This is a genomic window from Afipia broomeae ATCC 49717 (assembly GCF_000314675.2).
In the GTDB taxonomy this organism is placed as follows: Bacteria; Pseudomonadota; Alphaproteobacteria; order Rhizobiales; family Xanthobacteraceae; genus Afipia; species Afipia broomeae.
Genome location: NZ_KB375282.1, coordinates 484,168 through 495,428, shown reverse-complemented (window position 1 = coordinate 495,428; position 11,261 = coordinate 484,168). Strand labels below are relative to the sequence as shown.

Genomic DNA, 11,261 nt, shown 5'->3' with positions numbered 1-11,261 from the left:
TCCGGAGCTTTTAAGCCGGCCGCTTGCCTGATGACGCGTATGTCAGGGTGCTGCGACCGTAATACGCGTTGAGCTCATCGAGGGCTTTCGTGAGGGACTTCGACCGTGCGGGCATCGGGATGACGTCCAAAGATCACCCTGCACTCGCTCTGACGGGGCGAGATCGAGCAATATCACGCCCGCTGGTTTGTATGGGAAGCCGTCCTTATAGATCGCGCGTATGACCGTATTCGCCGCCTTGGCGAGCGTGCCCGCATCCGCGCCGGCGACCGGCAACCGGATCAAGCGTGATACGTTGTATGCGGATCGGTCGGTTTGAAGCGGTTAGGTTTGACAAAAACAGACAGGTGCGCAGTCGCGAGATACTGCCGCCTCATCTTCTCTGCGGCGCGAGCGACGGCTTCTTCCATTTCCTGCAAGGTCGTGACTAGCCTGCCGAACGAACGCGAAGCGATGATGCTTTGCGGTCCAGCACAGGATCTTCCACCACGTTGAACCGTTCCCGGATAAACTCCGGGTCGCACTGGCGTAGTTTCAGCGGCGTCACAATGCCAATTTCGGTAAGACGTTGCGCCATACGGCCAGCACGACCGACAGGTCGGTCGACATCATACGACCCAGCGTCCGGTCATCACATAGACGGCGCGGTCGAGGTCCTTCTTGGCAAAGCGATTCGTCACCTTCGTCAACGTTGGTCGGGGCTATCCCCGTCCGATACCGGGATACCGGTCCGGCCCCGCCTAAGCGGTCGTCCACTCTCGTAAGAACCCAGCAACTCGCAGATTGGGGGGAAGCCCCTGTGGTCAGGGACAACTCAATCAATTGCGGCTTGGCACACAGTGAACACTCCAAATAGACTTAACAGCGTTCTTGGATTGTTCTAGTCTTATTGCATGTCAAAAACTATAACCGCCAACCAATTGCTCGGGGAGATAGGCGAGACGGCAGTTCGTCTTCGCTTTCTTAACATGGGTTTTCAGTTTGACGGGCGCTCGCGTCTAGAAGCGGGGGTCGATGGCATTGCCGAGGTAATGGATAAGGGGCAGCCACTGGCCCGGATGATTGCGGTTCAGGTCAAGGCAACTGACTCATCTCGCTACTCGTCCGAGACTGACGACGGTTTTTCTTACCTGTTGCGCCCCGAAGATCTGGCCTATTGGCGCGGTTCCAACCTTCCGGTCATCATTGTTCTCCATCGCAGATCCGATGACACTTACTTCTGGAACGAAGTTGGCAGTCAAATCAAAGGGGAAGAGCGTCGGCTCCAATTCGACAAGAAACGCGATATTCTCGATGCAGATGCCGTAGATCGCCTTGCAGCGCTGACTGTTCCGAAAACTGGTTTCGGTTATTATGTGCCGCCTATCGGAGGCGGAGAAGAAGCACTAGTCAATATTTTGCCGATTACGCTTCCAACTGAGGTGTTCGTAGCATCCACGCCGCATACGCCTAAGAAAGCAGCTGCGATCCTGCTCGATGGCAATAGCCCACGATTTGATTGGGCCATCAAGGGCGGAACATTCTGGTCGTTTAGTGACCCGCGCGAGACGGTTTGCAGGAAGCTTGTCGATTTCGATCAGGTTGAAGCAATCAACACCACGGCACTTGCGTTTCAGGAGGAGCAGGATGAGCAAAATAACTTTGCCTTCCTGCTTCGCAAAACGCTGGACCATCAAGTTCAAAATGACTTGCGTTGGAACAAGGATCGCAAACTCTTCTATGTCCGAGCCTTGGCAGAGAATACTTCGCGAACATTCGCGTATGAGGCATCAAAAAAACGCGCGTCAACCGACGTTGTGAATGCGATCGTGAACAAGGCCGACAAAGAGAGTGTCGACTTTGTCCGTCACCACGCGTTTACGCCACGTTTCGAATTGATTTACGATCAGTGGTATCTTGTCATCAACCCAACTTATTTTTTCACGACGAATGGATTTATTCCGCATTCGTATCCGGCTGCGCTTCTTGCAGGAAAAAAACGCCTGGACAATAGCGCATCGCTGCGCGGGCAAGTCGTGATGTGGCACCGCTTCCTAAGTCAGGCAGACCGCGAAGAAAACAATCTGTTTGGGAAATTATCGACCGAACCTCGGCTACGCTTCGGTGAGCCACCGACTGTCGACCTAGCAACGCGCGTTCCTGAGGATGTTTGGGGATCGCAAAAGAAAAGCGTTGTCGAGCCTGACGACGGACAGGAGAAAATGTTCGGATGAAATTTGAAACGAAAATATTCGAAGAGCCGCAGCTGGAGTTTGGTGACAAGCATCATCATCCGGACCCACGGCTTGGCCTGTCAGAAGCTGGACCGCTGCAGATTCCTTTAGGAGACGTGGTCAAGATCGCCGTAATCGGCAGCTCAAAGACAGTGGAGGATACAAAGGAGTTTTTTGAAGAAGCCGTTGCTGGCTTTGAGGGCAAAGGCGAAAAACATCCGAACCTGCATCCAGATTTTCCGGGATTGGGAAATCAGAATCCATATCGATGCAAATTCGAGATATCTGATGGCGCGACCATTGCGATCTCGCAATCCAAAATCGACAAGATTAGGAAAGAACCACATCATTATAAAGCTGTAGAGATGGCGGTCGATGAAATCGTCCAACAACTGCAAACACTCGATGAGACCAGCCACCGTCCGGATGTTGCGATTGTCGCGTTACCGGTGGAGCTGATTGAACGTGTATGGAATGCGAAAGTGGATTCCAAGGCGACGACCGAGAAGGACGATTCCGGCGGTTCAGATGCACCCGACTTCCGTGGCATGCTCAAGGCAAAGGCCATGGACCTGAGCTTCCCGATCCAAATTGCTTGGGAAGATGTGTTTGACGAGAGTGCAAAAATTCCGCTCAAGGTTAAGGAAAGTCGCGCCAGAAAGATACAAGATCAAGCTGATCGAACTTGGAATTTGCTGACGACGATCTACTACAAAGGAACGGGCCGCATTCCGTGGCGGAAGATGCCGCAAGATGGCGAATTCACTGCCTGCTATATCGGGATCAGCTTCTATCGCGAAGTCGGCGGGCAGCAATTGTTCACCAGTGCGGCGCAGATGTTCGACGAGCGAGGTCGGGGTTTTATTCTAAAGGGAAAACGAGCCCAGACCGAAAGTCGAGGTCGTCACCCATACATGACGCAGGAGGATGCGCATGAATTGGTCGCCAATGCGCTGACAGCCTATAAAAACCATCACAAGCATTATCCCGCGCGCGTTATTGTCCTCAAGACCTCGAAATTCCGAGAAGAAGAAGCAGAAGGCATCTTTGAAGCTATAAATGAAGCCGGATTGGAGTTTCGAGACCTCGTTTGGGTACAGGAGTCCTATTCCGTCAAAGTTCTACGTGACGGCAACTATCCTGTTATGCGCGGGACATTCGTCGATCTAGACGGGAAAGGACTGCTCTACACAAACGGAAGCATTCCCTATTACGGAACCTATCCAGGTATGTACGATCCACGACCGCTTCTTCTCTGTCCATACGAGGGCAGTGACAGCACAGTGGCGCAAATTGCGAGCGAAGTTTTGGCTTTGACGAAGGTGAACTGGAATTCCACGCAAATGAATCAGAAGCTGCCAATTCCTATTCGAGCAGCGCGAGCTGTTGGCGAAGTCTTAAAGTACACAACCGATCAGAAAGTCAGCTCTGATTACGCCAGATACATCTAGCGCCGTGGCGATCAAGATTCGATCAGAGCTAAGCTCTGGCGCGTTCGCGTGATCCAAAAATGGAACTGAGAAGCAGCAGTGGGCCGTAACAAAGGATAAAGCCAATGATCGCAAATATAACTGATGTGAGTGTCAGTGGAAACGCGGGCGTGAAAGCTGCCCGCGCTTGCGACATTATCTGCGCATCGTAATTAAACGCGACCGAAAGCACCGCTGCCAAAGTAACGCCGTTTGCTAACACTGATTGCTGCGAATTTAGTCGTTCAAGCCTGCCTGTATAATCTTCCATCCGCTGACCTTGCTCTCTTACAAGGCGCTCAGGGTTCTTCTTCATGAGGCCAAACGCGCCAGCGCGGTCAAATCCGGATCGCCGAGAATCTTCGTCGAAATTGCGCACAATGACATTGAGTTCATCAGCCGCGCCGCCAATTCTTTGGCGATACTGCTGTATCAACTCCGGAATTTGCGCAAAGAGCAGCGCGGACAAAAGCGAAAGGGCCATAAAGAGCTTCTGCATCGAACAACTCCTTTGACGTTGATAGACTTGAACAGCCCAGTTGGGATTCGTCGGTGATTCGATGTCGCCCGTCCAATTAATGGCGCTCGCCTTGCTGGTGTTCCAGAGCAAAGTTGATGACAGCTTTCCGCGGAAGACGGCCGAGCAGACTGCCAGGTCATAACGCAGTGATTTTATTCTCCGGTCTCTGAGGCGAGTCTCCAGAAAACGGGAATTCTTCAATAGGTACTTGGAGACTTTTGGAAATTTTCAGAGGAATTGGGCGAACATTAGTCTCGACAGAGACTCGTAACGCGTGAAAAGCCCGCTATTTGCGGGCCTTTCTGCCTCAAAACAATAATATTCTATAAAAGCCGGACTGGTTGGCTGTCGTGGGAGGATTCGAACTGCAACATTCCCAATTGCAAAAACCCCTTTGATTTCTCAAGAGAATTTTGCATTTTTCCGCGAGTTTCGGGCTCAGAGACTTTTACACCCACCGGATGCTGAACCAGAAGTATGCACCTTGGTGAAAACAGCTGGGAGGCAAGCTAACGAACTCGCCTCCCCTGATTTTCTAGGCTGCCGCCCGGCTGTTGGGGGCTCCGAGCTTTCTGGACAAGAATTTTCGGATTTTGTCCGCCATCACCTTGTTAGCAGTGCCTGGGAATATTTTGTCTCGGCCGTCGGTTATTTCCCCCCACACATCCGCAAACCGAAACTTATCCATGGTGCGAAGCAGAAGCTCTCCAGCATCCCGCCATTCTGGTACGCCGTTTAGAACCTCACACAACGCCTCGACGATGGTGGCTTTAACGAAGCCAGGATTCCCATCTGCGGTCTGCGTAATACATTGAAGAGCAGTGATCAGCGTATCTCGTCCATATAGATTGAAACATCTTGTTAGCGCCCCCACGGCCGACGTCTGACCTCGCTTAAGATTGGACTGAATTTTGCGAACGATTTCGACCTCAGCTGCAGCACATACCTCTGCAAGCGCGAGTGACGCGGGATCTTTAGCAGCAAGCCTTGCGTGATAGAGTTGCTGTGCAGTCGTCTTGGTAATATTGCCGTTGACGGCGGCATATGCCGCAGCCTGCCGTGCGCGATCAGCCTGAACAACTTGGCAAGGCACAGTCTTCTGACCGCGCAACATCGCGGCCGTCGTCCGATGCTGACCATCAACAATAGCGAACTGCCCGCCCTCGACCGGCGCGACAATGACCGGCGCAAACTTTGACCAGTCGAAATTTTCTGCAATTTGATTGACGTTGATTGTCCCGCGTCGGCCGATTTCGCGCTGGTATGACGCATCGACGACGAGCTTGTCAGTTTCAATCCACTCCAGAAACGGAGCGGGTCCCGGCACAAACTCTGATTGCGGCGTGACAAAACGATTCGCACTAAGAGGCTTGAACATTGTGACCTCCGCTGTTGAGGAATCGCCCCCAACTCCAGCAGACCGTCGCAATGCGCCATTTCAACGTGACAGTGAAACCTATACACAACTTAGAAACTTGTGTTTTGCCTTACCCCGCCAATTTCTTGATCCAAAGCGCAAGATCATCGCAAATGAGTCGTGGTAAGCTGGCTGAAACCGCAGCTGGCAATCTTGCATCTGACAGACGCAAAGCTCACTTCATCAACGGATCAATGCGGTCGGCTTCGGCGAGCGCCCACTCTACCCACTTTGACGGCTCATGAAAGCTCTCGCGCTGGCAGCGAGCATCAACGTAAGCTCTGATGAGTGCAGCGTCCTGCCACGCCCTCGCTTCGCCAAGTAACTCATCGAGCCGCGCCTGTTGCTCAGCTATTGCAAGTTCTCGAGCTTCGCGTTCGGCCTTATCCTTGGCAATCCTGCGCGCCTCCTTTTCTTCAGCCGCGCGTTTACGATCCCACTCTGCCCTTTCGGCCTGCCAGCGGCGCGATTCATACTCGCTTATGGTGGCGAGACCGACGACAATGTCGGTGAGCTTGTCTTCAAGCTTTCCCGCTTCGTCATCCGCCCAGCTTGAAACAAGGTTTGAAAACCGCTCGCCGGCAGTCGCCGTCAGCACCAGTTTCTTCTCGTTCTCGGCACTTTCCTGATTCCTTCCACGCGAACGCGGCTTTGGCGTGTCGAGTTCGACGCTCACTCCGGCCGGGCCCCAGATCGAGACCTCACGTGCCTGGCGGTCTCGGAAATATCCACCTCCACCGCCTGTTCGAGCAAAAGCCAGAAAAATCGCATTCAGGATTCGCAAGCGTCGCCGCTCGAAAGCAGATTCGAACAGCGGCTTGTCAAAGTAATAGGAACTTGTCGCCATCTTCTGCCGTATGGCCTCATCGCGTTGAAGTAGTTTGACGATAGCGGGATCCCCCTGCATGAGATCACGCGGCATCGTCACCTTGCCAAGCCGCTGCCGAAATCGCGCGGCGAGCACGTCAATGTCTTCAGACGCACTTTCAATGCCCGGCTCACCACTGAACCGTTCCCTGTGTTCCGGCTTCAGCTCGCCGTTCATCTCAATCACATCAACAGTTGCGAGATCACGTGGCGGAAGAGGGGTACGCGCGACAGCATGTCCAGCTTGAAGTTTATTCCAATAACCTCGCTCCGGAATCGGAATGCTCGCCTTACGGCATTGCTTCGCGATGGCGACGTCAGAAATTCCCAGGCCTTTTCCGAGACGCACCAATGCTTCTGACCAGACCAGTTCCTAAAGCTGCTCTCGCGTAAGCCGAATTGTCATTCTCGTACCCCGATGTCTTTAGCCGTCAGGAATGGGGCAGCCCTGTCGCCTATTCAAACTGGCCTACAGCGCCGCTGTTGACAGCCACGGTTGTTATCCGGTCGGCCACGCAGTGGGATCGAACCGGTCTCCAAAATGTGTCTCCCGAAAACGGGAATGTTTCAAAGTATGCGCGGAGATTTCTGCCGACATACGCAAAGAAAAAAGCGAATTGGCCACACAGAGACAAACACGGTGTCAGAAAAGCCCGCTGTTTGCGGGCTTTTCGCGACATTCTCTCAAGTATTTGAAATTACTGCACTTTTTGGCTGGCGGCGCAGTGCCAATCGCGCCATCTCCGGCCAAGTGGCCTGCAAACAGGGAATTTTACAGGGAAATAGCCAAAAATATCGAATTCAGGGCTGGTTTCGCAGCAATCAAACCCGCTAAATCCAGGCCAATCAGGCAAATTCCCTAGTCTATCGAGCAGGGAATTCATACTTCTGTATCAGGGATCAATCGGCACAGATCAGGGCATTTCTAGATACGGCCAAAGATCTGAAGCAACAGCGATACCGAAGTAATACCTGGAGCAACAAGTCCTGCTATCCTAGACCTGCTTTGTAACGATGCTCGCTTTTGGAGAAACCCCTTTAGACCCTCGCCGACGGCAACATGATATGCCGATCGAAGAAGTATCCACCCGTGGCAATCAGATTCTTGCAACAAACCAGCCTATAAGCCCCAATGGTAGCGCAAGGGCGATCCAACAGAGCACCCACCAGATGCCGCCGCCGCCGAGCAATGCGGAGAAAAGCCCAAGGATGCTCAAAAATGCGATGGCCGTTGGCCAACGCCAAATGCGCCAGAGCGAGTTCAGTCTGGTCACGGCTTCACGGCCTTCATCGGACAACGCTTTCATTCGGCATCATTGGAATAACATCAAAAAGTGATCGTCCAATAAGCAGACGAGATCAGACATAGATATTGCCTCGAACAGCAATCACTGTCCGCGCGCCGACGAGCGCCTGTCCATTGTCTGATTGCGACGTTGTCGCGCAAACCAAAGATAGAGACCGGAAACGAGAACCCCGATCGTGGCGATATCGAGCAACCCCCAGATCACTTTGAGAGGCATGCCGCCATAGTCCCCAAAATGAAGCGGGCGCGACAAGAACAGGGCTTGAGCGTACATCGGCAGGCTGCGCATCTCCGTAACGGTCCCATCCTCCGCATTGATGAGTACGGGGACAATCAATTTAGAGGTCAGTGGCTGATCCCCGCTGAGAAACACGTCGTAGTGATGCCGACCGGCAAAAGCCGATCCGGGCATTGCGACCGTGGCAACCGACATGTTCGGCGCTGCCGCAAGTGCCGCATCCACTGCTTTCTGCGCAGGGACGATGTGCGACGGTGGGGGCGCCGAACGCCACGGACCGATCATTTCCGCCAGTTCGGTTCTCATCCATCTTTGCGCGATTTGCTGAGACAGCGTGTTGATCGCCCCCGTCATGCCGACCACGAAAAGCCAGGCTATCAACGACGATGCCGACGAGATTGTGCCAGTCCAGCCAGTAAAGTCTTTGCGAGCCTCGAGCTCTGAGCGTGCCGAAGTCGAGGCGACGCATGAATGGGCCGTAGACTACCGCACCTGAAACGATAGAAGCGACAAAGCACAGCGCCATGAGACCCAGGAACAGCATCCCCGGCTGGCCAAGCAGGAGCTCGGTATGCAGATCCTTGATGAACTGCATTGCCGGGCTACGCAGCCGCTCGCCGATACGCATGATCCGGCCGGTGCGCGCATCGATCGTGATGAGCGACGTGAGCTTCATCGACTCGACCGTCGTCCCCATCTCCATGTTCCAGAGCGGCTTACCCCACACAGCCGTAGCAAAGCGGAGGGCTTCGTTCGGTTTCGCAGCGCGTGCAATTGCGATCAGCCGGTCAAGATCAAGATGCGGGGCGGCTGCATCCGCCGCGGGATCGGGACCGGCTCGCTGTCCAAACGCCTGGTCGATATCCTCCTGAAACACGAGCGGCAGGCCCGTGACGCAGAGGATCAGCAGGAAAAGGGTGCAGACCAGGCTCGTCCAAGTGTGTACCCTTTTCCATATGCGAACGGTGTTCGGTGCCATGTCCCTCCCGACCACCTCTTACCATGTGTAACGAAGGCTGCCGGTGACCACCCGGCCCGTGCCATAATAACACTGGTTCAGACTCGCACACGTCGAGACATAGGCCTTGTCGAAGATGTTATTGACGTTGACGGCCACCTTGGTGCCGCGAAGCCGCGGGTCGAGGTTGGATAGATCGTAATGAACTGTAGCGTCGAACAGAGTGTAATCGGGAATGAGGATGGTGTTGGCTGCATCGCCGAAGGATTCGCCGATGTACCGGATGCCTCCGCCGAAGCCGAAACCTGCAGCCTGCCCCTCCTGAAAGGTATAATCCGCCCAGACGGCCGCCTGATTGAGCGGAACCGTAATAAAGTGTTTGCCAAGTTGGGCCGCGTTGCCGGCGCTCATGTTTTTGGTGTCTGTGTAGGTATAGGCTGCGGCAAACTTCAAGCCGTTTGAGAGGCTCGCGCTGGCTTCGAGCTCGACGCCGCGTGAGCGGCCTTCGGCGGTCTGCTGCTGTCCGATAGGCACCGGATAAGTTGTCACGATATTCTGCTGCGTGATGTCGAAGACGGCCGCGGTGAGCAGGATGTTCGTCCCGACGGGCTGATACTTTACGCCTGCTTCATACTGTTCGCCGGTGGTCGGCTTCAGCGGCTCCGACGTGCTGGCCAGTGTGCCGATCGTGGGCTGGAACGAGCGCGCATAGGCAATGTAGGGCGACACGCCCGAGTCGAACACATAGTTCAGCCCGGCGCGGCCGGAAAATGCGCTGTCGTTCTGGCTCTGGCGGGTGTTCGCCAGATAGTTCGTCGTGTCAGTGCTGACCCAGTCATGCCGGCCGCTCAGCGTCAGGCGCCAGCGATCGAGGGCGATCTGGTCCTGCACGTAAATGCCGAGTTGGTCCTGGACCTGCCCATTGTGAGCCACCAGCGGTGGATCCGCGATCGCCGCGCCATAGACGGTGTTGTAGAGGTTGATCGGCGACACCATCGGACTGTAGTACTGACTGAAGTCGCTCGTCACGTGCCGGTAGTCCAGCCCGAACAGCGCGATATGAGACAGAGCGCCGGTGTTGAAGCGCGCTTCCGCCTGGTTGTCTACGGTGAAGGCATCGGCTTTTTCCGGGACGATAAACGCCGAACGATTAAGCGTTTGATTATCTGACTGAAGGCCAGCTCCGATGACGGCCTTCACCATCGTATCGATGGACGCATAGCGGAGATTCTGGCGAACGGTCCAGACGTCGCTGGCGTGATGCTCGAACTGATAGCCGACCCAATACTGCGTTCGGGTAAACTGGTTGAATCCCGGCTCGCCGACAAACTTGCTGACTGGCAACTGGCCATTCGGATTCGGATAAAGGGTGCCGACAGAGGGCAGGAACTGGATGGCGACGCCGCTATCGTCCCGCTGGTAGGAGCCGAGAACGGTCAGCGTAGTGTCCATGTCGGGACGCCACGTAAACGAGGGCGAAATGGCACCGCGGAAATCGTCCACGTGGTCGATCTGCGTCCCGCCGCCGTGAATGACGCCGGTGATGCGATATAGCAAATCTCCCTTCGGATCGGCCGGACCTCCCACATCAAATCCCGCCTGAAGCCGTCCGAAGTTGTTGGCCTGAAATTCCACCATCCGGATTGGCGTCGTGGTCGGCATCAGGCTGACCATGTTGATCAGACCTCCCGGCGCGATCTGTCCGTAAAGCGACGACGACGGTCCCTTCAGCACCTCGATGCGATCGAGCATGAACGGATCGACTTTCGGCCGTCCATACAATTGCGAGCCGTAGGGAAGCTGCAGGCCGTCGAGATAAAGAACTGGCTCAAAACCCCGAATTCGCAGCGATTCGAAGCGATTGTCATTCGGATTGACATTGGTCGACACGCCGGAGGTGTAGCGCAAGGCTTCAACAATGCTCTGCGACTGCTGATCAACAACCTGTTCGCGCCCAACCACGGAAATGGCCTGTGGCGTTTCGAGGATCGAGGTGTTGGTCTTGGTGCCGCTGGCGGAGCGCTTCGGAACGTAACCCTGAACAGCGGGAGCATCCTTGCTCTTCTGGTCCGAGACTTCGATTGGTGAAAGCGTGGCCTGCGCATTGGCATTTAGCAGAGAAGAATTGATGATAGTGACTGTGCGCTTTCCGGTGAAATTGAAGCGAAGGTCGGTGTTCTGCAGCAATCGTTCGAGCGCTTCCTCCGGACGATAAAGTCCCGCGAGTCCTTCCGTCCGGACATTCCCGAGCGAAGCGCTCGACGCCACGAGCC

Annotated in this window: 11 protein-coding genes and 2 pseudogenes; 3 read left to right on the top strand and 10 right to left on the bottom strand. The window is 54.7% G+C overall.

All coding sequences use genetic code 11. From position 1 onward, the window contains the following. Nucleotides 1-10: 10 nt before the first annotated feature. The 3 genes and pseudogenes from HMPREF9695_RS27175 to HMPREF9695_RS27165 all read right to left on the bottom strand — a co-directional run bounded on the left by HMPREF9695_RS27175 (nt 11) and on the right by HMPREF9695_RS27165 (nt 410). Nucleotides 11-115 (bottom strand): DUF4113 domain-containing protein, encoded by a 105-nt coding sequence (locus HMPREF9695_RS27175; RefSeq protein WP_430648541.1) that lies wholly within the window; start codon nt 113-115, stop codon nt 11-13. Between the two features lie 74 nt (nt 116-189). Continuing rightward, nucleotides 190-276 (bottom strand): annotated as a pseudogene (locus tag HMPREF9695_RS27170) (hypothetical protein); the annotation flags it as partial. 5 nt (nt 277-281) lie between these two features. Next, a complete protein-coding gene (locus tag HMPREF9695_RS27165; protein WP_430648540.1) occupies nt 282-410 on the bottom strand; it encodes a hypothetical protein in 129 nt (42 codons plus the stop codon). Between the two features lie 483 nt (nt 411-893). Here HMPREF9695_RS27165 and HMPREF9695_RS02405 point away from each other — a divergent pair, with 483 nt between their 5' ends. After that, nucleotides 894-2,213, top strand: a complete 1,320-nt coding sequence (locus tag HMPREF9695_RS02405) for a DUF4365 domain-containing protein (protein WP_006019181.1) — start codon at nt 894-896, stop codon at nt 2,211-2,213. After that, nucleotides 2,210-3,664, top strand: coding sequence for an argonaute/piwi family protein (locus HMPREF9695_RS02400; RefSeq protein WP_006019180.1), 1,455 nt, complete (start codon nt 2,210-2,212; stop codon nt 3,662-3,664). Before HMPREF9695_RS02405 ends, HMPREF9695_RS02400 begins: the two co-directional genes overlap by 4 nt. Before the next feature lie 28 nt (nt 3,665-3,692). Here the strand turns inward: HMPREF9695_RS02400 and HMPREF9695_RS25165 are convergent, their stop codons facing one another. The 3 genes from HMPREF9695_RS25165 to HMPREF9695_RS02385 form a co-directional block, all read right to left on the bottom strand. Beyond that, complete coding sequence (locus tag HMPREF9695_RS25165; protein WP_006019179.1) at nt 3,693-4,181, bottom strand: DUF2937 family protein; 489 nt, start codon at nt 4,179-4,181, stop codon at nt 3,693-3,695. Between the two features lie 556 nt (nt 4,182-4,737). After that, complete coding sequence (locus tag HMPREF9695_RS02390; RefSeq protein ID WP_006019178.1) at nt 4,738-5,580, bottom strand: DUF6551 family protein; 843 nt, start codon at nt 5,578-5,580, stop codon at nt 4,738-4,740. Nucleotides 5,581-5,794: 214 nt separating this feature from the next. Continuing rightward, nucleotides 5,795-6,835, bottom strand: a complete 1,041-nt coding sequence (locus tag HMPREF9695_RS02385) for a hypothetical protein (RefSeq protein ID WP_157223885.1) — start codon at nt 6,833-6,835, stop codon at nt 5,795-5,797. Between the two features lie 213 nt (nt 6,836-7,048). Between HMPREF9695_RS02385 and HMPREF9695_RS26210 the strand changes: the two genes are divergently transcribed. Then, nucleotides 7,049-7,321 (top strand): hypothetical protein, encoded by a 273-nt coding sequence (locus HMPREF9695_RS26210; RefSeq protein WP_167540038.1) that lies wholly within the window; start codon nt 7,049-7,051, stop codon nt 7,319-7,321. Nucleotides 7,322-7,583: 262 nt separating this feature from the next. Here the strand turns inward: HMPREF9695_RS26210 and HMPREF9695_RS25465 are convergent, their stop codons facing one another. The 4 genes and pseudogenes from HMPREF9695_RS25465 to HMPREF9695_RS02375 form a co-directional block, all read right to left on the bottom strand. Continuing rightward, entirely contained in the window at nt 7,584-7,793 is a 210-nt protein-coding gene (locus tag HMPREF9695_RS25465) for a hypothetical protein (RefSeq protein WP_083875146.1), read from the bottom strand. A gap of 81 nt (nt 7,794-7,874) precedes the next feature. Then, the gene (locus HMPREF9695_RS27075; RefSeq protein ID WP_006019176.1) at nt 7,875-8,384 is read right to left on the bottom strand and encodes a PepSY-associated TM helix domain-containing protein; all 510 of its coding nucleotides are present in this window, start codon (nt 8,382-8,384) and stop codon (nt 7,875-7,877) included. A 40-nt stretch (nt 8,385-8,424) separates the two neighbouring features. Further along, nucleotides 8,425-9,009 (bottom strand): annotated as a pseudogene (locus tag HMPREF9695_RS27070) (PepSY-associated TM helix domain-containing protein); the annotation flags it as partial. A gap of 18 nt (nt 9,010-9,027) precedes the next feature. Further along, a complete protein-coding gene (locus HMPREF9695_RS02375; RefSeq protein ID WP_006019174.1) occupies nt 9,028-11,256 on the bottom strand; it encodes a TonB-dependent siderophore receptor in 2,229 nt (742 codons plus the stop codon). Between the last annotated feature and the right edge of the window lie 5 nt (nt 11,257-11,261).

What these genes read in the sequence shown, in the direction of transcription:
- HMPREF9695_RS02405 (WP_006019181.1), top strand. Translation starts at nt 894, where the DNA reads ATGTCAAAAACTATAACCGCCAACCAATTGCTCGGGGAGATAGGCGAG.
- HMPREF9695_RS27165 (WP_430648540.1), bottom strand. Translation starts at nt 410, where the DNA reads ATGGAAGAAGCCGTCGCTCGCGCCGCAGAGAAGATGAGGCGGCAGTAT.
- HMPREF9695_RS27175 (WP_430648541.1), bottom strand. Translation starts at nt 115, where the DNA reads ATGCCCGCACGGTCGAAGTCCCTCACGAAAGCCCTCGATGAGCTCAAC.
- HMPREF9695_RS25465 (WP_083875146.1), bottom strand. Translation starts at nt 7,793, where the DNA reads ATGAAAGCGTTGTCCGATGAAGGCCGTGAAGCCGTGACCAGACTGAAC.
- HMPREF9695_RS26210 (WP_167540038.1), top strand. Translation starts at nt 7,049, where the DNA reads ATGTTTCAAAGTATGCGCGGAGATTTCTGCCGACATACGCAAAGAAAA.
- HMPREF9695_RS02400 (WP_006019180.1), top strand. Translation starts at nt 2,210, where the DNA reads ATGAAATTTGAAACGAAAATATTCGAAGAGCCGCAGCTGGAGTTTGGT.
- HMPREF9695_RS25165 (WP_006019179.1), bottom strand. Translation starts at nt 4,181, where the DNA reads ATGCAGAAGCTCTTTATGGCCCTTTCGCTTTTGTCCGCGCTGCTCTTT.
- HMPREF9695_RS27075 (WP_006019176.1), bottom strand. Translation starts at nt 8,384, where the DNA reads ATGACGGGGGCGATCAACACGCTGTCTCAGCAAATCGCGCAAAGATGG.
- HMPREF9695_RS02390 (WP_006019178.1), bottom strand. Translation starts at nt 5,580, where the DNA reads ATGTTCAAGCCTCTTAGTGCGAATCGTTTTGTCACGCCGCAATCAGAG.